15 protein-coding genes are annotated in these 22921 nt (G+C 41.4%); 11 read left to right on the plus strand and 4 right to left on the minus strand.

Annotated features, from left to right (window positions below):
- Positions 1 to 6 precede the first annotated feature (6 nt).
- The 7 genes from D1164_RS00455 (at position 7) to D1164_RS00490 (ending at position 8559) form a co-directional block, all read left to right on the plus strand.
- Positions 7 to 708 (plus strand): triose-phosphate isomerase, encoded by a 702-nt coding sequence (locus D1164_RS00455; protein WP_119347964.1) that lies wholly within the window; start codon positions 7 to 9, stop codon positions 706 to 708.
- Between the two features lie 43 nt (positions 709 to 751).
- The gene (locus D1164_RS00460) at positions 752 to 1252 is read left to right on the plus strand and encodes a secondary thiamine-phosphate synthase enzyme YjbQ (protein WP_119347965.1); all 501 of its coding nucleotides are present in this window, start codon (positions 752 to 754) and stop codon (positions 1250 to 1252) included.
- 304 nt (positions 1253 to 1556) lie between these two features.
- Positions 1557 to 2765, plus strand: a complete 1209-nt coding sequence (locus tag D1164_RS00465; protein ID WP_206610882.1) for a Gfo/Idh/MocA family protein — start codon at positions 1557 to 1559, stop codon at positions 2763 to 2765.
- 465 nt (positions 2766 to 3230) lie between these two features.
- Positions 3231 to 4643, plus strand: a complete 1413-nt coding sequence (locus tag D1164_RS00475) for a 4Fe-4S binding protein (RefSeq protein ID WP_119347967.1) — start codon at positions 3231 to 3233, stop codon at positions 4641 to 4643.
- A gap of 181 nt (positions 4644 to 4824) precedes the next feature.
- On the plus strand, positions 4825 to 6222 hold the full coding sequence (locus D1164_RS00480) for a TolB family protein (protein ID WP_172594278.1): 1398 nt from the start codon (positions 4825 to 4827) through the stop codon (positions 6220 to 6222).
- A 12-nt stretch (positions 6223 to 6234) separates the two neighbouring features.
- Positions 6235 to 8028 (plus strand): DUF6057 family protein, encoded by a 1794-nt coding sequence (locus tag D1164_RS00485; protein ID WP_147371970.1) that lies wholly within the window; start codon positions 6235 to 6237, stop codon positions 8026 to 8028.
- Positions 8029 to 8034: 6 nt separating this feature from the next.
- Positions 8035 to 8559: a DUF4189 domain-containing protein gene (locus tag D1164_RS00490; RefSeq protein WP_172594279.1), complete on the plus strand. Its 525-nt coding sequence runs from the start codon at positions 8035 to 8037 to the stop codon at positions 8557 to 8559.
- A gap of 148 nt (positions 8560 to 8707) precedes the next feature.
- On the opposite strand, the gene D1164_RS00495 is transcribed toward D1164_RS00490, so the two are convergent.
- Both D1164_RS00495 and D1164_RS00500 read right to left on the minus strand, forming a co-directional pair.
- Positions 8708 to 10285, minus strand: a complete 1578-nt coding sequence (locus D1164_RS00495; RefSeq protein WP_119347971.1) for a M81 family metallopeptidase — start codon at positions 10283 to 10285, stop codon at positions 8708 to 8710.
- Positions 10286 to 11033: 748 nt separating this feature from the next.
- On the minus strand, positions 11034 to 12368 hold the full coding sequence (locus D1164_RS00500) for a spondin domain-containing protein (protein WP_119347972.1): 1335 nt from the start codon (positions 12366 to 12368) through the stop codon (positions 11034 to 11036).
- A gap of 455 nt (positions 12369 to 12823) precedes the next feature.
- On the opposite strand from D1164_RS00500, the gene D1164_RS00505 reads away from it, so the two are divergent.
- The 4 genes from D1164_RS00505 to D1164_RS00520 all read left to right on the plus strand — a co-directional run bounded on the left by D1164_RS00505 (position 12824) and on the right by D1164_RS00520 (position 19802).
- Complete coding sequence (locus D1164_RS00505; protein WP_119347973.1) at positions 12824 to 13411, plus strand: RNA polymerase sigma factor; 588 nt, start codon at positions 12824 to 12826, stop codon at positions 13409 to 13411.
- Positions 13412 to 13565: 154 nt separating this feature from the next.
- Positions 13566 to 14639: a FecR family protein gene (locus D1164_RS00510; protein ID WP_119347974.1), complete on the plus strand. Its 1074-nt coding sequence runs from the start codon at positions 13566 to 13568 to the stop codon at positions 14637 to 14639.
- Positions 14640 to 14787: 148 nt separating this feature from the next.
- Positions 14788 to 18153 (plus strand): TonB-dependent receptor, encoded by a 3366-nt coding sequence (locus D1164_RS00515; protein ID WP_119347975.1) that lies wholly within the window; start codon positions 14788 to 14790, stop codon positions 18151 to 18153.
- 20 nt (positions 18154 to 18173) lie between these two features.
- The gene (locus tag D1164_RS00520) at positions 18174 to 19802 is read left to right on the plus strand and encodes a RagB/SusD family nutrient uptake outer membrane protein (protein ID WP_119347976.1); all 1629 of its coding nucleotides are present in this window, start codon (positions 18174 to 18176) and stop codon (positions 19800 to 19802) included.
- 280 nt (positions 19803 to 20082) lie between these two features.
- On the opposite strand, the gene D1164_RS00525 is transcribed toward D1164_RS00520, so the two are convergent.
- Positions 20083 to 21678 carry a SulP family inorganic anion transporter gene (locus D1164_RS00525; protein ID WP_119347977.1) on the minus strand — a complete coding sequence of 532 codons (1596 nt, stop codon included), beginning with the start codon at positions 21676 to 21678 and terminating at the stop codon, positions 20083 to 20085.
- A 273-nt stretch (positions 21679 to 21951) separates the two neighbouring features.
- Positions 21952 to 22833: an AraC family transcriptional regulator gene (locus tag D1164_RS00530; RefSeq protein ID WP_119347978.1), complete on the minus strand. Its 882-nt coding sequence runs from the start codon at positions 22831 to 22833 to the stop codon at positions 21952 to 21954.
- Positions 22834 to 22921 lie beyond the last annotated feature (88 nt).

Here is a 22921-nt window from a genome sequence, read left to right on the forward strand (position 1 = left end):
ATCAGTATGTACAAAGGATTAACGATAAAGCCGCCATTTTTCGAGATTGGCCCCAAAGCTTTTATGTACGGGGAGCGGATACTGAAGCTGGCACTGGCTGCCGACAAAGCCTCGGAAAAATATGATGTGCGCATCATTTTTACCCCGCAATATACCGATATCCAAATGCTGGCGGAAGCCACGCAGCACCTGCTGGTGTTTGCCCAGCACATGGACCCTCTGCCCGTTGGCAGGGGACTGGGCTCGGTACTTCCCGAAGCGGTGAAGGCAGCAGGGGCAGTGGGGGTAATGCTCAACCACGCCGAGCGTCCCATGACGGTTTCGGATTTAAACAAAGCCATCAAACGGGCCGACGAGGTTGGCCTGGTCTCCATTGTTTGTGCCGACACAATTGAGGAAGCAGAAGCGATTGCCCGTTTTTCGCCCAACATCATAGTGGCGGAGCCGACCGAATTGATTGGTACGGGCCAGCCCAGCGACAGGAAATACATCATGGAAACCACGGCTGCTATCAAAAAAGTCAACCCTGAAATACAGGTTTTGCAGGGCGCGGGCATATCCAACGGCCAGGATGTGTATAACGTAATAAAAGCGGGGGCAGATGCCACCGGCACCACCAGCGGCATTATGAAAGCAAAAGACCCGGAGGCCATGCTGGATGAAATGATCCGGGCAGTGCGAATGGCATGGGATGAAGTTCATAACTAAAAAATATAAAGTATAACGTAAAAACTAAAAGGAGGAATAAAAAATGAAAGTTTACAGAGGAACCATTGAAGTACAATCCAAAGACCACCGTCCGGATTTTCATAACGTAACGGAAGAGGTAAAAAAAGTCATTGAAGACTCAGGTGTAAAAAACGGGATATGCGTGGTGTATTCGCATCACACTACCTGCTCGGTGATGACGCAGGAGTGTTCCCACGACCTGAATTACTTTGGCCGTGAATTTTTGCAGCAGGATTTGAACAATATCATGGAGAGGTTAATCCCAACGTGCAGGACAGAAGGACAGTACCTGCATCCGGGTCCGAAACACATTGATTTTGCCCTTTCTATTCCGGGGGAAGAGGCCAAAGGCAGCCTGAACACGGATGCACATTTGCGTTCAGTGTTTTTCGGACGTTCAGAAACAATCCCCATTGTAGAGGGAGAATTATCGCTGGGCGATTTTGGGTACATCTATTTTATTGACTGGGACCAGGTTCGCGAACGTAAAAGGGTTTGTGAAGTACAGATTTTGGGAGAATAACAAATTGTATGAATAAGGTGCTAAGATCAATTCGATATTAAAAATTCCGGTTCCATCTTTTGTTTCATTAATGACAGAAGAATTTTGAAGGTTGAATAGAATCGCACGGGTTCATAAGAACATGAAAAAATGAAAAGAGAAAGAACCATCTTCTGCCCCGTTTTATCGCGTAACCCCGATATCCCGGGATATTCTGTCAATTTGTTAAATAAAAAATCAATCGGAAACCAGAGAGTTAAAATGGTACCCTAAATCATCGCAGTATATTCATTCATTTTTTGAAAATTTTATAAAAATTATACAAATGAAAAAGAAATCTATGTCCAGGCGTAACTTTATCGTTAAGAACGCAATGCTGGCGGGAACAGCCATCATAACCCCTTCTTTGATGGCAATAGAGCCTTCATTAAAAAAAATAAGAATAGGAATCGTGGGTGGGCGTTTTGGCAGCTCTTTTCATTGGCATGAACATCCCAATTGTATTGTAGAGGCGGTGAGCGACCTGGTGCCGGAGAGAAGAAACAGGTTAAAGGAAGTTTATAAATGCAGCAAATCTTATCCTTCACTTGAAGAGATGGTAAAAGACAAAAATATTGATGCGATCGCTGTATTTACGGAAGGCCCTAATCATGTAAAGCATACCATAGAATGTATGAAACATGGGAAACATGTTATCAGCGCTGTTCCTGCATGCTGGGGGTCTGTAGCCGAGGCCGAGTTACTTTTGGAAACGGTAAAAAAATATGGCTTAACTTATATGATGGCTGAAACCAGTTACTACCAGCAACACACGATTTCAGCACGGAAGATGTATGAAAAGGGGGAATTCGGTAATTTATATTATTGTGAATCGGAATATCAGCATGATGGTCTGGAGAATTTGTATATCGTAGATGGTGAAAGGACCTGGCGATATGGAATGGCTCCAATGCATTATCCGACGCATTGTACTGCTCACCTGGTTAGTGTTACCGGAGAAAGACTGACAGAGGTGGTTTGTAATGGCTGGGGTGACGACTCGCCCTACCTGAAAGATAATGTTTACAATAATCCTTTCTGGAATGAGTCTGCTCATTTTAAAACCAGTAAAGGAAATGCTTTTAAGGTTAATGTTTGGTGGAAAGGCGCTCACTTAGGTTTGGAACGGGCAAGTTGGAATGGAACAAACATGAGTTTCTATTGTGATAATCGTAGAAGTGGCGCAGCTTTGGTAAAGAAGACAAAAGAATTGGGGAAAGATGATGCAGGATTTGTTCAGAGTAAACCCAAATTAGAAAATTATGACCAGCCGGAATGGTGGAAAACAGATATGTTGCCGGAACCATTAAGGCATGATAGCGGGCATCATGGTTCACACACTTTTATTACGCATGAATTTATTGATGCATTACTAAACGAAAGAAAACCCACTGTTGACATCTACGAAGCATTAGCATATACTGTCCCTGGAATTATTGCTCACGAGTCTGCACTCAAAGGAGGCACATTGTTAAAGATTCCACAGTTTGGTTAATGAGGATAGGTATTGGTTAAGTGGCTGTCGTGTGGGTTTCTATGTGCCGGGTTTGCTATGGGGAAGGACAAAGCTGAATATTTGCCGGGATTAGAAATGTTGCAAGGCTGATTATTGTAAATATAATTCCAGGAGTATCAGTTGTGTCAGTGCTGTTTTTGTTTTGCACAATCCGTTTGCAGGCGTCACTACCTACACGGCAGCTTTTTTTGCTCATATTCATTGTAAATACAACGAAGCTTTAAAACCGGTGCAATGGCAGGCTATTCGGTTTTTGTTGTCAGTGGTTTTAGATACATTGTTTTATGGTCGGGAAACATTTAATTACCCAAAGGATGTATCTCTGTTGAAGCGTTTTTAGTTGGTTACTGACGATTATTTTAATGACCTTTAACCTGCCCGAAAAATAAATGTATTCTGAAAGAATCAACGGCAGAATCTATAATTAAGAGTAAACCTTATGTCATGATTTTAAGAATATTAAATTATCATCTGGGGAAAAAATGGTTTCCTGTTTCAGTTAGGTTAATGGCATTAGTGGTTTTTGTTGTATTGGTTTTCATTGGTTTTTCTTCTCCAACAAAACATCCTGTTTTTGTAAATCAGCTGAGCAAAATAAATTTAACTACCAGTTTTGTATGGAGGTTATGGTGGCCCCTGATTGTGCTTTCAGCCATATTTTTAGGTCGGGTTTGGTGTATGATATGCCCGGTTGAAATGGTTACTACCTTGTTTGCCAAAATAGGGCTCAAAAGAAAAAGGCCAAAATGGATTCTCTCGGGATGGGGCATCACTTTGTTCTATTTTTTTGTGCTGACAGTAGGTATAACAATTTTTGAGTTAGATGCGAATCCCATGTACACATCTTATTACTTGCTTACTATCATGGGCATATCAATGTTGTCGGGTTTGGTTTTCGAAAAGAATACGTTCTGTCGTTATTTTTGTCCTGTTGGTTACTTGCTTGGTATCTTTTCGAAAATGGCATTCTGGGGCTGGAGAGTGAAGGATAAATCCATTTGCCGTTCCTGTACGGATAAATCCTGTGTAAAAAGCGACTATATATATCAGTTAAACGAAAAGAGTTGTGGCGTTGATTTGTATCCTGCCCATGTCGATACTAATAATCATTGTTTATTGTGCGCCGGGTGCTTAAAAACCTGTAAAAAGTATACTCCGGATGATAAGTCCCTGCGTCCAAATCCGGGCATTGTAAAGATTGGGTTTGCTCAGGATTTAATGCAAGGGAAGCCGATGCAAATCGCTGAATGGTTTTTTTTGTTTCTTCTTACGGGGTCAATGATATTTGAAATGACGCATTTCCAAATTGTTTATGGGTTGAATCTTCTCTTTGCTTCCGGAAATATTTCGTCGGGGTTACATTTAAGTGAGGGGATACTAAAAGATGTCATTGAAGTCTTTTATTTGTATTTTCTGCTACCATCTATTTTATGGGTGTTTCCATATATATTGCTCTCATTTTTTGCCAAACGTGTTTCTGTAAGGCAGTATCTTCAATCCATAAGTAATATTTTTATTCCCGTTATCGCGTCATTTTTTGTTGGCCTTGTTTTTATGGAAGTCGTAACAAAACTTCCTTATTATAAATATATAATACGGGATCCCGGGGGAGTTGAAACAGTAAAAGCCGTGTTATTCCGGCAGATTGAAATGCCGCAGATGCCAGGTTGGTCTGAATGGGTTTTTAGTGCCATTTTGATTTTATTAATTGTTTTGGGTATTATCTTCAGTTTTAGGGTTATCCATAAGCTGGCCCCCAAAATGAATTTAGAGCAAAATGAAAAACTGCTTTTTGCCTTGCCCGTAGTGTTTATTGTAATATTATATGCAGAAGCGCTGGCTTATCAGTTATTCTAATATGGAATGCTGCTGGTAAATTATGCGTAACCTGATTTAAATAAAGTATTTGTAGATTTACTTGCTTTAGTTTGGAATGTTGGAGGATAAACCCATAAAAAGACTTTTTGGTGTGACGATTTTAATATTCACGGTAATATTATTCGTCGGTTGCAGAACAAACACCAGTGATAATTTAGAAATGCTGGATAGAGAACCTGTTATTGACCCCGACTATTCAGGGGTAACAGTACCAGGCAATATAGCGCCAATGAATTTTATCATCCGGGAAAAAGGCGGGCACTATATCGTAAAGGCCTTATCTGCCAATGGAGTGCAGTTATCCGTAAAATCAAAAAACGGGGTAGTCCGTTTTAACCTGAAACTTTGGAGAAAGTTACTGAAGAATAGTGTGGGGGGAAAGATTAAGTTCGAAGTTTATTCAAAGAATACGGATGGAACAGTAAGTCAGTTCAAACCATTTTTTATGAATGTGGTTGATGAGCTAATTGATCCATTTATTTGCTATCGACTGCTTTATCCTGGATTTGAAGCAGGAGGAGCAATGAAAATAGTCCAAAGATCCCTGGAGAGTTTTTATGAATCATCCGTTGTTGAAAACCAGTTATTGGAAGATAACTGTATTAATTGTCACTCTTTCAGGCAAAACAATCCAGAACATTTTTTACTCCATGTTCGGGGCTCTAAAAAAGGAACCTATTTTATTGAAGGGAACAGGGTGAAGAGAATGGAGTTACGCGTGGGAGAAATGACATCAAATGCGGTGTACCCCTCATGGCATCCTTTTGGACAATATGTTGTTTTTTCGTCGAATAAAATTGTGCAGGCTTTTCACATGGGGCCGGATAAGAGAAATGAGATTTACGATCTCAATTCTTCATTGCTTATTTATTCCGTGTATAATAATGAAATTACGCCGTGCTCAATCATGGATACAGTCAACACTGTTTATAACGAAACTTTTCCATGCTGGTCTCCTGATGGAAACCACCTTTATTATTGTAGCACAGAACAGCCCAAAGAAAAATTTGACTATAAAAACATAAGGTATAATTTAATCCGGAAACCTTTTGACCCCGGCTCGGGAACATTCGGACAACGCGAAGTGGTTTTTGATGCAAACAAAATAAATAAAAGTGTTTCCTTGCCCAGCATATCGCCAGATGGCCGGTTTGTTGTTTTTGCTTTGAGTGATTATGGTACATCTTCGATCTGGCATAAAAATGCTGACTTGTATATGTTGGATCTGTCAACAGGAAAGGTCAGCTGGTTGGCTCTGAATAGCAATGAGGCAGAAAGTTATCAGTCGTGGTCTTCAAACGGGAAATGGATTGTTTTTAGTAGTAAACGCAGAGATGGCTTAACGGCCAGGCCCTATATTGCCTATTTTGATTCTCCTGGAAATATGGGGAAACCATTTATTTTACCACAAAAGAATCCTGCCGTTTATGATAAAATGCTGGAAACATTTAATATACCGGAGCTAATTACCGGGGAAATCCTGGTTGGACCCAGGGATTTTGCCCGTGCATCTGAGAGGCCCCGACTGAAAGCAAACTGGGTAGGAGGCAAGGATTAAAAATAAAAGAAAGTGATTGAAACAGGCGGCATAACAAACCGGCGGATTTTGGTATTCAATAATTACGTCGCAATAAAGTGGATGCTTTATGCTGCTTCAGTGGTTTACTACCTGTTTTTTGGAAGTGGTTTGTTCTTTTACCAGGAAAACAGATCCCTTTTTATTTTTACGTATGATTATTTGCAACACTTTTTATCGAAACCTGGCGGGCTTTTGGTTTATATGGGAAACTTTTTAACCCAGGGATATTATTATAATGTCATTGGAGCTTTGCTTATCTCATCTTTCCCGGTTATCCTCATTTCTCTGTTGATGAAAAATTTCAGGCTTTTATCAAAAAGTAACTCCCGGGGAATGCATTTTTCGATCATCGCAGCTTGCGGGCTATTTTTTTTACAGACATTCTATGACCATTTTATATACCACAGTGTAGGATTGCTGCTGGGGTTACTCTGGATGTACGCTTTAATGAGCCTGAAAAAGAAATATCAGTTAATCTCCTTTTTTGTTTTATTCCCGGCTGTGTACTATTTCGCAGGGGCCTTTTCCTTATTTTACGTGGGGTTATATTTTAGTTTTATTCTTGCAGCCAGTCCGAAACCACAAAGACTACCGGGATTGATATTGCTATTTGTCAACAGCTTAGCCGTGTTTATTGTGTTCAAAGAGTTTGTCTTTTTACAGCCGGGAGATAAGCTTTTGTCATTTCCATTGCCGGTATTGAAGTTTTCAGTTTTTTCCATTTCATTTTATTCCTTTTGTCTTTATCTGATTTTTGTTCCCCACCTACCTGAAATCAACAGTATGGTTGTTTCTGAAAAAAGAAACATAAAGCATGTTACATCTGTTTCCGTAATTTGTCTGGTAACCATTTTTTTTATAACGCTAAAGTTCGATAAGGAGCAGGAAGATATAATGCAAATTGAGAAAATGGGATTTCAACAAAAATGGGATGCTGTAATCGAACATATCGAAAAATCTCCATCTGCAAATTTAACCGGGCAATATTACTATAATTTGGCTTTGTCCGAAAAAGGATTGTTGTGTGATAAGCTATTTTTTGGTAGCCAGGATTTTAAAGAAAAATCACTTTCATTGCCACATTTTTCGGAATATATCAATAGGGCATACTACTTTTATTATTGTATCGGACTCTCAAAAGCCGCAAATTATTTGGCATTTGAATCAATGGTCATAAATGGATACCAGCCCGAAAATTTAAAAATGCTTGTTAAAACGGAAATAATCAGGGGTAATCTCAAAATAGCAGAACGATTTGTTCATTTGCTCAAGCAGACATTAAATTATCGGAACTGGGCGTTGAAATACGAAAAAATAATTCGTGACCCATCGGCAATGTATTCTGATTCAGAGCTGGTTGAAAAAATGGAGCTAACGCCAGGAAATGATTTTTTTATTACGACAGATGACAACTATAATATGAATGCAATGCTTTGGGGAAATCCAAACAATCCAAAAGCTTTTGAATATATCATTGCCCGAATGTTACTGGAGAAAGATTTTAAGGCGGTTGTATATCAGGTGAAGAAAATGAAAGGCATGGGGTATAACTATATTCCCCGGCATATCGAGGAAGCCATTTTGCTCTATATGCATGAAGGACTGGAACTCCCGTACCTGGGAGAGTTAACGGTTAGCAACAAAACCTTAAAGGACTTTGAAAATTTTCAGTCTGCATTTCTCTCTGATACAAATTTTATACTTTCAGAGGATGATACGAAGAATGAATTGAAAAATACCTTCTGGTATTATTTTTATAAAAAAGAAATAAAGGATTTAAACTGAATGATTATGAAAAGAAAATATATGTTACTCGTTCCCCTGTTTACCTTTTCTCTGTTGTTTTTTACACTGAAAACCCATTCTAAGTTTTATTATACTTTGGAAGGAAAAACTCAAAGCGATGATTCAGGTACGACCAAATATGGAGCCCTGGCAATAGACCGGGGAAATGGAATTTACTATGGGTGGTCATCAGATTGTATATCGTTAGCGGAAGCTGAAAAAAAAGCGCTGGATGTTTGCCGTGAAAAAGGTGGAAACTGCACAATCGTTTTATCATTTTCGGGAACAGGATGCGCTGCATACCGTTTCATTACAGGAAATGTTGGAATGGGGTATGGATGGGGATTAGCCAAAACCAAGGAAGAGGCCGATGTAAAAGCGAAGAAAGAATGTGCAGAAAGAAGTTTTGGATTGCCTGCGCCTAACGTGGTTTTTAAGTGTAATAGCAAGGGCTCAGGAGAGCTAAAAGAAATATATGACGCGCATGATGAAATAAATGCCATACAGCCAGGCATAATAACTGATTATTAGTTCCATTTAGGTTCAATCTGATTTGAGAAAAAAGTTACCTGTAAAAATGTATCCTCATACAGGAAATACGCAGGTTCCCCGGAATTGACCTCATTTTAGAAAAATACGTTAGGAGTAGAGGTACCCAGTACCCTGTTTTTCCGTCCTTTTATATCTCTGACGAGGGAATTAACTTTGCTGATAAGTCCGGGTCGGGCATGTCTTTATCCAGCGGAAACATGGGCCGGTGAATGCGTTGGTAGCCCAGCCGTTCCAGGTTTTGATCCACGCCCCCCGGAGTCAGTGCCATAATCCAGTCGGCACGCATTTCATACAGTTCCGGCACCAGGTAGCCAATTTTCACCACCACAACATCCGTTTCCCGGGGATTCAATCCCAACCGCGTAAAATCTTTTTCCCGGTGGTAGGGTTTGCGCTTTTTGGTAACAATTACTTTTACACTTCCAGTCTGCACCACAACTACTGTTCCGGCAGTCGGGTCGTCCGTGTCAATGGCAAGAACTTTCCCTGTAAGTTGTATCGGCGGAGCGTACCGGTTGTCTACAATGGCGCCGGCCTTTCCCGTAACTTCATTGCCTACTCCTGCCTCCATTGCTTTTTCTACCAGATCGGGGCCCGGGAGGGAGGCATAGATCAGGGAAGGCCCGTTTCCTGTTTTGAACTCCGGGCGTTTTAAAATTTCAGTGAGAGTCCAGGTAACATCACCTGCGCCGCCTGCCGTCGGATTATCACCCATATCACTGATGATAAACGGTTTGTTATTACTGGCTACGGCTTTGTCAAGGCATTCCTTAAGCGGGGCCGTGGGAGCCACAAATTCAAATTCGTTGCGTACATCCCAAAAGCTTTGTGCGAGGTATTCCGCGCCCCTGGTCACCTTCTCCCTGTTATCACCGGTAACCATCACCACTCCGCGGTTACGGGGTTCGTCTGCCCAGGCGTAGCCAATCCAAATTGCTGCATCGATGATGCCTTCCTGATCAGCAACTTCGGGAACCCTGGCATACAGACTCTTTCCGGGTTCAATGCGGGTACTGGTTTTTTCACCCGGCAGTAAAACAGGTACCGGAATCCATGCTTTGTATTTTGGCTTCCCTTTTCCATTCTCCAAACGGTCGAGCAGGTTTTCCAGAGCCCGCTGCTTCGATTCCAGCGCGTCCTCGTGGGGCGCCATCCGGTAGCAGGTAATCAGGTCGGTATGTTGTGCCAGTCTTTCGGTAACATTGCCGTGCAAATCCATGGAGGTGGATATTACGGGATCTTTTCCTACCACTTCCCGGATTCTGATGATAAAATCGCCCTCCGGATCGTCGAGCCCTACTACACTCATCGCCCCGTGGATATCGAAAAAAATGCCGTCGTAGGGCAAACTTTTTTTCAGTAAGGCCAGGGTTTCATTTACCAGCGAATCGTAAGCTTCGCGGGTCACAATCCCACCCGGAATAGCATGGCCACGCAGGGTGGGGAACCATTCTGCCCGTTTCCGGTTGGCTGAACCTTCTGCTAAAAAAGGGTAATAAGAAAAAATCTCATGGCCGCGCCGCGTGCGGAAAGCATCGGCATGCGACACTGCAGGCGAGAAAGTGCTTGATTCGATGGCCAGACCACAAATTGCCACCCGGGGAAGCTTGGGAGAAGTAGCACTGTTTTGTTTTTTATTCCCCGGAACACAGGCGAGGGTCAAAGTCAGGGGCAGAACGATGATAGAAAAAAGAATATTCTTCATGTTGAACCTGTCTTAATAGTTTATTTGAATCTTTTTGTAAAAATAACATTTTTAGAGGATAGCGCCACTTTATTCGGAAGTCCGGTTTTTGCTTTGTATAAAATTTGTCTGAAAATAACGCTGGGAAAAATGTATTCCTGATTTTTTTTGGGGGTTGCCTGATGGATAAAAATATGCATGGTTAACCGGTCTGGTCGTGTTGAATTTGATTTTCAGATATTCTTTTGAGAAACAGTTAAAAGCAAGGTTCACTCTCGTTTTCCTCCTTCCAAATCTTGCTCTTTTACACAAAGAAAAAGAATGAAATAAGAAAGCCCTAATGGTTAGCTGTTTTATTGCAACAACTATCAGGTTATTTTTCTGCAGAAAATCATTTGTGCCCGGTTAAAAGATAATTTTATTGCGTTGATGATATTTTTTTGCACTAAACTACTTATTTATAGTACTAAAATAATTGGGCTAAAGCCCGTTTGCCGGAGATCCTATTTATTACCCCGGCTTTAAAGCCGGGGCTATGCATAATCTATAAAAAGAGGGGCTTTAGCCCAATTATCAATTTTTTTCCCCGACAGTAATAGTCGAAAATATAAAATGGTTACACAGAAGAGCACAGAGTTAAATAGTTATACTCTGTGCATCTCTGTGTGATTTCTCTCTGTGTATCCCTGCAATAATGATTTGATTTTAATAATTCCGGCCTCCTCTAATTAATTCAATATTCTAACCTTTGCGCGGGGAAGGAGGCAGTTTAGTTTCTCATTATGGTTACCCTAATCATTTGATCAACGGCAGGATACATAAATCCATCGTTAACCATCATCACATTTTCCATTTCGTCCACTCCTCCGGGGCCCTGGTGAATTCCGGCTCCGGGATACTCATTTACTTCGGTGCCGGCATCCCACAGTTCTACGTGAGCTGTAATATCTCCGTCCACCGCATCTATACCCTTAAATAAGCGTATCCCCATATCATCAGGGCCGAAGAACAGGTCGTTCGATTTACCCAGCATGGATGCAAAACTCAGGTACTCTCCTGCTTTCCCGTCCACTGTAAAAGTATACGAATCTCCGGGGAACAGTGGCCCGGGACTTCCGGCGCCATCAGGCGTATTGAAAACGCCGCTTTCGTAGCCTTTAGCCATCAGCGCTGCTGCCAGAGTCGAAGGGTCTCCCATTTCTGCAAGCGGTTCAAGTCCGTCTCCGTAGTCAGGCATTCCATCCGTAAAAATTGGCTTGTTGTTCTTTTTGTGAACCACCCAAACCCCGGGGGCAATGGGAGAAACATACCCACTGTTCATGGATAAATACTCTGCCAGCATTCCGGTTGCACCATCTTCCGCAAGGTGCTCCAGCCCCATTCCGTAATCGGGCATTCCTTCTTCAAACAAAGCATGGGGCATACTGTGAACCACCCAAACCAACGGCGAAAGTGGCGTGGAACTACCCGGCAAATTTTCAATCGTTAAAGTAAAGGTATCGGTTCCGTTATAGTCAAGCATTACTTTAATATTGTCCGCAACGGGCGGGTAGGCATACCCATCGTTTACGTCGTCAATATTCCTGACTGTTCCATTTTCATCAGGACCGGTATTCGGACCGCTTTGGTTGGGGCCGGTATTTGGGCCAACACCGGGTTCTTCATTGACTTCAGTTCCGGCATCCCACAACATAATCATCGAAGTGATATCTCCGGTTAACGGTGTGTCGCCGTCAAAAAGGGCGAGTCCTTCACCGGAGGGACCGTAAAAGAGATCGTTCGAAATTCCATACATGGTTGCAAAGGACAATTGGTGCCCTTTTCCACCGTGAAATGAAAACGTAAAGGATTGACCCGGGAATGCGGGTCCAGGACTGGATTCTCCAACCGGAGTGTTTATCATTCCCGATTCAAAAAAAGAGTAGTGCTCTGAGACATTTTCAATGGTAACTGTAAAACTCCCTTTAGGCGGGGCATCTGGCTTTTCCCCCTTTTTTAGCGATGGATCTTCTCCCGGGAGCGTATCCATAAGATTGTCTTTGTTGCATTGGGTAAACAACGCTGTTGCCAATGCCATAACCATAAATAACCGAATAACTTTCATAACTCTATTTTTTTGATTAAACTGATCTAATTTCCTGATAAAGTATCACGTCGAGGTCACAGAAAGATCAACTTTTTGTAAAATATTCAGCCCGTTCCGAAAAGTTTTAATTGGCACTAAATCAGCGAAGCATGGTGTGATTGAAATTCGAATCAGGAGTTGATTCGGGTATCCTGTCAAAACAAAATACACGGAGAATGTGTCGTATTACATTTGATGTGGTACCGGCCCGGGGAAAATCAGGAGAGACTTCGAAGCATTGGGAAAATTATATAGGTTGGTTGAAATTGTTTCATTATTATGGTCAAAGCAGGAAGAGGCCAAGTGTCATATTTATATCATGTTAAAGATTATTTTTTACAATAAACCCATTGTGGAATGTTTCGCGCACTCCTGAAATGGTATTGTATTAACCAGAAAATACTAATTTTGATTTATAATTTTAACAAGCTGCTTTGAAGATAACAAAAACCAATAAGGAACTCCTTCTGCTTATCCGGGATGATGACATGGTAGCTTTTTATCAGCTCTATGAACGTTATAGCAGAAGATTATATGGTTTTGTTTTAAGGTATATTAAGTTGGAGGCAGATGCCGAAGAGATTGTCCAGGAAGTTTTTATTAAAATTTGGGAATCCCGGAATAAGATTGATGTATATTCCTCCTTCGAGTCGTTTTTGTTTACTATTGCTTATAATACTACCATCAGTTTGTTCAGGAGGAGAACCAGCGAGAAAAAGTACCTGGAACATATAAAGTCTTTACAACAAATTGAAGAAGCGCCTGACCTGACCAACGAGATTTATTTCAATGAATTGAGCGAAAAGGTGCAGGCGTTACTGAGTGAATTGACCCCTCGCCAGAGAGAGATTTTTCAGCTAAGCCGGGAAGAAGGACTGGCGCATGAGGAAATCGCAAAAAAACTGGACATTTCTGTCAATACAGTAAAAAAACACATAACCAATACACTGTCATTTTTAAAATCCAGGATAGATAATAGATTGATAGTTAATTTGTTATTTGTTTGCTTGTTTCTTTCATAAAAAAAATCGGTTTTTATATACTTCCTTAACGCAGGTTGAGCGTATAACCTTAACGAAACAGAAAAATGGAAAGTTAATGTATAGCTTCGTTTAGTTGGGTAGTTTTATTTATGTCTCCCGGGTAACACTCCGGGAGGCATTTAGAATAGAAAAAATGACAAAAGATAAAATCATAAAGTTTTTAAATAACCAGTGTACAGATGCCGAATTGGATGAAACCATCCGTTGGGCCAATACAGAAGCCTTCAGTGAAGAAAGTATAAAACGGGCATTTGATGAATGGAAAACATACCGGGAAGAAAGTAACGAGGGGGACGACGAAAAATTTAGTTTGTTGTTTGATAAAATCAGGGAGCGAATAAATAGTGAGAGACAGAAACGAAACAAAACGGGCAACGGAAATCAGATATTTGTGACCCGACTGACTCGAGCCGCTGCCATTTTATTACTGCCTGTCCTTGCCTTTCTGTTTTATACTCTTTCTGAAATCTATGACATGAAGTCGGAATCAGTTTCGCTGATGCAACTGCCGGTTGACTCATTGGAGATTATTGCGCCGGTTGGGTCAAGAACTGTGGTTCAGCTGTCCGACGGCTCCAAGGTTCATTTAAATTATGGCAGCAGACTGAAATATCCGCGAACTTTTACTGGCAATACCCGGGAGGTACTGTTGACAGGAGAAGGATATTTTGACGTGGCCCACAACCCTGAAAGGCCTTTTATTGTTCAGGCCGGGGAGTTTAGTATAAAGGCTTTGGGTACTGCTTTCAATGTAATGGCTTATACGGACAATGATGAGATAGAAACCACATTGGTTGAAGGGAAAGTGGTTTTGGAAAAGAGTGGTCCGGAAGGGAAAATTATAAAGAATGTTGGAGCTATTCTGCCAGGACAGCATGTAAGTTACAACATAAAAACAGGTGCGGTATCCTGTACCGAAGTGAATGTGGAGAAATATATCGCCTGGAAAGACGGTAAACTGGTTTTTGATGAGGCCAACATTCTCCAGGTTGCAGAAAGACTGAGCCGGATGTTTAACGTTACCATTGAAGTGGATGATGATATAAAAGATTATACCTATACCGTTACGTTTGTGGATGAGCCTCTTTTTCAGATACTCAATCTGATGACCATCGCTACTCCGGTTCGATATAACGCATTGCCCCGGAGCAAATTATCAGATGGTACCTATTCAAAACAAAAAATAATATTTGGGAAAAAGCAATAGAACAGAAATGAATTAACTTAATTAAAATGTGGTGCCTATGAAGTAAGAAGTTTTTTAAAACAACAGGGAAATGCGTCAACATTTCCCTGGAGAGTAAGTAATCGACCCTACTGTAATAGGGTAGTTTTAAACTAAACAATGCAAAAATATGAAAAAAATGATTGATTTGTTTGGGAATGCAAAAGTTCCTGGACTGAAAAAATTATTGAGGCTTATGAAATTAACAGCTTTCTTTATCCTAATCTCCCTTGGAAGTGTTTTGGCCACCAAAACCTATTCGCAATCTAAAACACTTACCCTGCACATGGAAAATACCACGGTGAAAGCCGTTTTATCAGAAATTGAAAGTCAGAGTGAGTTCCGCATCATGTACAGCGGTAAATTTATCGATGTAGACAGGGAGGTAACCGTTAATGTCGAAAGGAAAAAAATTGAAACCGTCTTGAACTTATTGTTTGACGGGACTGATGTAGGCTATACAGTAAAAGACCGCTTTATTGTTTTAGTTACCCCGGAACTGATTGCTGAAGGAACGTTTGCTGTTTTGCAGCAACACACTGTTTCCGGTAAAGTTACTGATGTCAACAACCAGCCTTTGCCCGGTGTAACAGTGGTGGTAAAAGGCACAACACAAGGTACGGTTACCAATGCCGACGGAGAATATATTCTTGCCAATATTCCCGAAAATGCCACGCTGCTGTTCTCGTTTGTGGGTATGAGAACAGAGGAAATGGTTGTTGGAAACCAGACTGTTGTAAATATGAAGATGACAGAAGAGACAATTGGTTTGGAAGAAGTAGTAGCCGTAGGATATGGATCCCAGAAAAAAGTTAACCTCACCGGGTCTGTTGCAAGTATCACCAGTGAGCAACTTGAGAAAAGAACCGTAACGAAAGCTTCGCAAATTCTGGCAGGCCAGATGAGTGGTATTTCTGTAAGGCAATTGTCGGGAAATCCGGGAAATAACGGGGCTTCGCTTTTGATTAGGGGCCGCGGGACTTTCAGCGGCGCAGGAACCAGCCCATTGGTACTTGTGGATGGTATTGAATCTTCTTTAGATAATATTGATCCGAATGACATCGCAAACATTTCTATATTGAAAGATGCTGCCTCTGCTGCCATATATGGTTCAAAAGCTGCCAATGGGGTTATTTTGGTTGAAACCAAAAAGGGAGTATCCGGAGAACCTGTTTTCAGCTACCAAACCTTTGTGGGAAAACAAAAACCTACCATGTTGCCCGAAATGGTAAATTCATGGGAATATGCCCAGATACTGAATGAAGCACAGGTGAATATGGGTGGTTCAAGAAGGTATACAGATGAAGAAATTCAGAAGTTCAAATCCGGAAGTGATCCACTGAATTATCCAAACTTTGACCATATCGGCTATTTGTTTGATTCAGGAAGTGGCGTGGAAACCAAACACAATGTGAGCATGCGGGGAGGTACAAAAGGTACGCAATATCTGTTTTCTGCAGGGTATTATGACCAGCAGGGATTAATAAAAAATAATGGCGCCGACAGGTTTGATATACGATTAAACCTGAACACCGAACTGCGCGAGAACCTTAAATTCAGCGTAAAACTGGCAGGAAATAAATACAAGGAACAAGAACCATCAAGCCCTTACAGTGCGGGTGTGGGAATGATAGTAAGGGGAGCCATGAGAAATTCAAATACTATTCTTGGTGTACATCCCGATGGTTATTACGGAAGAAATGAAACGTTGCACCCGGAAGCTGACCTGAACAGCAAGTCATTTGTAAAAAGCGGAAGTTCCTATTTTTACGGGAATGTCGATTTGGTTTGGGAAATAACAAAAGACTTGTCTGTTAGAGGACAGGCCGGTTATACTTACGGGGTTTCTGATTACAAATTTTTTGTTGCAACACAGCAGATTACACCGGATTATGGTATTGGTGTAAATAGTTTAAATAACAGCTGGTCAAAAAACGATGCTTTAACATTGCAGTCTGTTATTGAATACAACAAAGTGGTAAATAACCATACATTCCATCTGTTGGGAGGTATCTCCGGGCAGGCGTATGATTACAGGTATATTGCTGCTTACCGGAATAAGTTCCCGAACAATGAAATCCACGAGATTGATGCAGGTTCAACAGCACAGGGTACTCAAAACGGAACCGGTTCTCAAAGCTCTCTTTTGTCCTATTTTGGAAGGGCCAACTATAATTTTGGCAGCAAGTATCTGTTTGAAGCAAACTTCAGATACGACGGCTCGTCACGTTTCCCCGAAGGAAACAGGTGGGGGCTTTTCCCTTCATTCTCTGCTGCCTGGAGGGTGTCTGAAGAGGGGTTCTTTCAGGATGCCGTTTCGTGGTTAGATAATTTTAAGCTCCGCGCTTCGTGGGGTGAACTGGGTAACCAATCCATCGGCAATTATCCTTATCAGGATCTTGTGGCCCTTGGGCAAAATTATCCTTTTGGGAATGAACTGTCGGCTGGTGCAGCTGTTACCACCATCGCAAACAAAGAGATTACCTGGGAAACTACAAAAATCATTGATGTTGGAATAGACCTCGGATTTTTTGACAATAAACTTGCCTTTACAGCAGACTACTTTCAGAAAAATACCTTCGATATTCTTTACAATGTTTCCGTATCAAGAATGTTAGGGGCCTCTCCTTCATCCACCAATGCCGGGGAAGTTAAAAACACCGGTTGGGACTTCGACCTTTCCTATAAAAATAGTGTAGGGGACTTTTATTACGGCGTTTCAGCTATTTTTTCTGTTGTGCATAACGAGGTTGTTAAGCTATACGGAGATCTGGAAGAGGATATTAACTCCGGGTTATTTGTCGGTCATCCTATTGGAAGTTCTTACGGATATACAAGTGATGGATTGTTCGTGACCGACCAGGAGGTTGCAGCTTACGCCGATCAGCCTTACCCGGTAATTGCCAATGCCGGAGGGATTAAATTTGTTGATATCAGTGGTCCTGACGGAACTCCTGACGGGAAAGTTACTTCTGCTTATGACAGGCAGGTAATTGGCCAGCCTCTTCCTATTACAACCTATGCTTTTACCCTGAACGGAGGGTATAAGAATTTTGATTTTAATATTTTGCTTCAGGGAGAAGGAGGAAGGAATAGTATGGTCAGTATAGATCATTTCTTCCCACTGGATAATAATGGAAACGTTCAAAGAGACGCTTATGAAAACAGGTGGACCGCCGAAAATCCGGATCCCAATGCAATCTATCCTAAAATAATGATTACCGGAACGGATTTCTACCGGAATAATCTTGTAGACTACTGGTTCAGGGATGCGTCCTTTATCAGGCTGAAAAATGTTCAAATCGGATATACACTGCCTGAAAGCATACTAAATAAGACCTTTTTGGACAGGGTACGTATTTACGTAACAGGCGAAAACCTGTTTACCCTGACCGGCTATTATAAAGACTGGGATCCTGAAATGAGTACAGGAGGATCAACCCGGTTCTATCCGCTCTCAAAACTTTATGTAGCTGGTATCAATATAGATTTTTAATCAATAAAAAGGAAATTATTATGAAATCATTACAAAAAATAGGTTTGTTCCTGGGTGTGATATTGATTTTTTTGCTGGGCCAAACTGGGTGCCAGGACGAATGGTTGGACAAGCAGCCACTTGCCGCTCTTTCAGAGGCCTCCTTTTGGACCACTGAGAGTGATGCAATGCTTGCTTTAACCGGTGTTTACCGGAACAGTAATACAGGCCTCAACGCTTATACAAACGAATTGCTTATTATGTCGAGCTTTACCGATGACTCCGGGTACAAACACGGGGCTGTTGGCGTAATCTACAGTGGCTATTTAAATGAAGGCGACGGACAGGTTGTTAAAGCAATATGGGATAGGGCTTATGCCACCATTTTTAAAGCAAATTATTTTCTTGCCAATATTGACAAGGTGGAAATGGATGCGGCAAAAAAAGCGGAAATAACTGCTGAAGTAAGGTTTTTAAGGGCATATGAATATTTTTATCTTTCCGTATTGTATGGTGGCGTTCCTTTAATTACGGACGTGTTGACCATTGAGGAGGCAAATAATCAGACGCGTAATACATTACAGCAAATCGTGGACTTCTGTATTACTGAACTTACTGCTGCTTCTTCAGACCTTCCTACTTCAAGGCCTGAAAATGAAAAAGGGAGAATACTAAAAGCTGCTCCGCTTGCCATAAAAGGAAGGTTACAAATGATCCATAAAAATTGGTCGGAGGCCGCTGCTACCTACAAACAGATCATCGATTTGGACAACCATATTATTGATCCAAAGTATAAGGAGATTTTTGAAGAAGTGGGTGAAAACAGCAAAGAAATCATTCTCTCTACCAATTGTGTGGCTGGTCTTTTTGGTAATCCGCAGAACCAAAGAAACTACCATCCCGACTTTTATGGAGGTTACCAGGAAGACAACCTTTATCAAAACCTGGTGGATGCCTACCTGATGAATGACGGGCTGCCCATTGAAGAGTCACCATTATACGATCCGGCAAATCCTTTTGAAAACCGTGATCCACGTCTTTATGCAAGCGTGTTTTTACCGGGATATACCATGTTCCGCGGGAGGTTATTTCCAACCGATCCGGAAGCCACAAAGGTTGGTTCTTTGCGGGGAGCAACCGGGTATGGATGGAAAAAGTACGTAACAGAAGATTATGGTGGCGACTGGGGTTCCTCTGGTGATGATATTATCCTGGTACGCTATGCCGAAGTGCTGCTAAGCTATTTGGAATCGAAACTGGAAGCCGGGGATAATATAACGCAGGAATTACTGGATCAAACAATTAATCAGGTACGGGGAAGGGAAGCTGTAAGCATGCCACCGGTAACTGAAACGGATCCGGCTGAATTGAGAGAAATTATCCGTAGGGAAAGACGTGTGGAATTTTGTCAGGAAAGACTTATAAGATACATGGATATTCGCAGATGGGGTATCTTCCTGGAACGCCTTAACAGGAAATTTTATGGGATGAAGCTTACTGATGATCCTGATAATTACGATGCACACACTGTGGAAACAACAGGAAAATACAGAGGTCACTATATTGCGCTCGATAAAACCGGGAGTTATACAGAAGACCATGCCCTCCTGCCAATTCCTTTATACGAAATAAACATTAACCCTGCCCTGGAACAAAATCCGGGATATTGATATAACTAATGCTGCAGGCTGTTTGAATGAAATGCCTTTTGATGTAAGGGGAATTTTAATTCAAATTGCCTGCAGCTAATTCTAAAATACCTTTTGATTTTCTCATTTGTAAAAGTTTGATTTTTAAAGATATCTTTAGTTGAATGGTTCGTTGTGCCTGAAGTTCTTTGAAATTATTTTTATTTATAAATGTGTGATGTCATTTTTTATATGGTCTTGTCTGAATTGCTCCGGTTAATTTTGGAGGAAAGGATTTTTATATTTTGTTGATAAAGTGAACTTAGCTGGTAGTGTTGAGTTTGGACTGAAGTTTCGACAGTTTGTTATAGTTGTCGATGGCAACAAAGTAGTTGGGATCTTCCAAAACATTCACATCGCAAATAGCTTCTGCTTTTTTTACCAGTTTGATACAGTCTTTGCTTAAATGGCGTAAGTGAATTGTTTTTCCTGCTTTGTGGTATCGTTCGGCGAGCTTGTTTATGGCCTCGATAGCAGATTGATCCATAATGCGCGATTCTTTAAAATCTACTATCACCTCGCTCGGGTCATTCTGAACTTCGAATTTTGTTTGAAAAAGTGTTGTTGACCCAAAGAATAGAGGGCCATAAATTTCATAATGTTTAATGCCGTGTTCGTCTGTTGTTTTACGCGCACGAATACGTTTGGCATTCTCCCAGGAGAATACCAGCGCAGAAACAATTACTCCGGCCAAAACGGCGATGGCAAGGTCGAAAACGACAGTTAATCCGGTAACCAGGATAATCACGATTAAATCGGACAGCGGAATTTTGTTGATAATGTTGAAGGTGCTCCAGGCAAATGTCCCGATAACTACCATAAACATAACACCTACCAGGGCAGCGATCGGGATCATTTCAATGTACGTTGATGCAAATAATATAAACATCAGTAACATAACAGCGCCCACAATACCTGATAATCGTCCGCGGCCACCCGATTTTATATTGATGATACTTTGACCAATCATGGCGCAGCCACCCATTCCTCCGAAGAAACCATTTACGATGTTTGCAGCGCCTTGTGCAACACATTCACGGTTTCCGTTTCCGCGTGTTTCGGTTAGTTCGTCCACAAGGTTCAGTGTCATTAACGACTCAATTAAACCTACGGCAGCTAAAATAAGCGCGAAGGGGAATATCAATCGAAGTGTTTCAAAATTGAAGGGAATAAGAGGTACATTAAAGATCGGCAGTCCGGCTTTAATACTTTCTCCTCCCCGGTTTTGAATAAAGCTTTTTACGGTTTCCGTTTCAATGTTGCCGAATATGACCAAAGCAGATACCACGAGAATTCCTACCAGTGCTGCCGGTATGGCTTTACTGATTTTGGGAAGAATCAACATGATTGCCATGGTAACAGCAACCAGTCCAACCATCATATAAAGGGGGGCTCCGCTGAGCCATTCGCCACCTGATTTAAACATGTTGAGCTGAGATAAGAAGATTACAATGGCTAATCCGTTTACAAATCCCATCATTACCGAATGGGGAACCAACCGGATTAATTTTCCGAGTTTAAAAACGCCGAATAAAGCTTGTATGGTTCCGGCCAGAATTAAGGCGGCTAAAAGATATTGAAGTCCTTGCCCGTCGCCTAGTGCATTTCCTTTTTGAATCAGGCTGACTATTACAACAGCCATAGCGCCGGTTGCTCCTGAGATCATTCCTGGACGACCGCCAAAAATGGAAGTTATCAGGCCCATCATAAAAGCTCCGTAAAGTCCTACAACGGGCGAAACACCTGCAACAAAAGCAAATGCTACTGCTTCGGGCACCAATGCCAGCGCTACGGTTAATCCCGACAGGATATCGTCTTTGATGCTTCCCTGTTTTTTGTCGATAAATTCAAATTTCATGCTGGATAATTAACTCGGAAAGTCGGAGACCTCAGCACGACGGCTGGTTAGATGAAAGTACACTGTTCTCATCCGAAGTCTTGTCCCGAGGGATTATTAATAAGTTATTTAAAGAGTGCCTGTTTTGCAGTTCTCAAATTTCAGGGCGCGAAAATAGGGCATTTTCTGAATTTTATGTTGTAGGGCATGTTTTGAGATATATTGTTAATGTAGGGATAAACAAGCTACCCGGAATAACGTTGTTGCTTTTTTTGTTTTTAAGTCCAAATGACATCAAATAGAAAGCATCTTGTCATTGAACCTTTTCTTGTAATTTAAAGGAGTGTATCCCGTTATCTCCTTGAATTTTTTTATAAAATAGGAAACGCTGGTGTATCCGCAGGTATAACAAATGGAAGCAACGGAGTGGTCTTCTTCTACCAGTAACCGGCAGGCATGCTTGATTCTTATTTCATTGAGGAACTGAATAAATGTTTTGTTGGTTCTTTTTTTGAAATAGCGACAAAAAACAGCAGGTGAAAGATTGGCAATTGAAGCTGCTTTTTCCAGGGACAGGTCTTCCTGGTAGTTGCTGATAATGTATTTATAAACTTTATTGAGCCGGTCTGAATCGTGTTGGTTTATCATTCCCCGGGCAGTGGGACTGGAGAGGAGTTGATATTCTTTACCCGAAGCAATTTCTTCAAGCATGGAAAAAAGCAATGCAATTCGTTTGAATCCGGAGGCCTTGCTGATTGATTTCATGAAGGCGGAAACCGGAATTTTGGTTTTACCTTCTATCTTAATCCCTCGCTGAGAAAGTTGAATAAGGTCCAGGATGCTTTTCGATTCTGGCAGTTGCCAGAAGCTTTCCCCGAAAACATCTTTTTTGAAAAGTACAAATATTATTTCGGAGGAAAGGTTGTTGTCCTTGCGCATGTATTTCTTATCACTGTACCAAACGTGCGGAACATTCTCTCCGATTAAAACCAGGTCACCGGGATTAAAACGTTCGATGGAATCACCCACAATCCGGGTGCCGGTTCCCCGGATAACCAGTAACAACTCAATGTCGGGGTGAAATTGTAACGGATTGGGAAAGTATTTGAACTTCATGTGTTCCACATAAAAGGAGTGGTTGAAGTTTGCTTCTATTTTTTGAAAAACGGGTAACATGTCAAAATCAAGGTATTTTAGGATAAAATAATTTTACATATGAACATGAGAACTAACCTAACTTTAAGCATCCAAATTATTTAGGATT

Source organism: Mariniphaga sediminis, assembly GCF_003573545.1.
Lineage (GTDB): Bacteria > Bacteroidota > Bacteroidia > Bacteroidales > Prolixibacteraceae > Mariniphaga > Mariniphaga sediminis.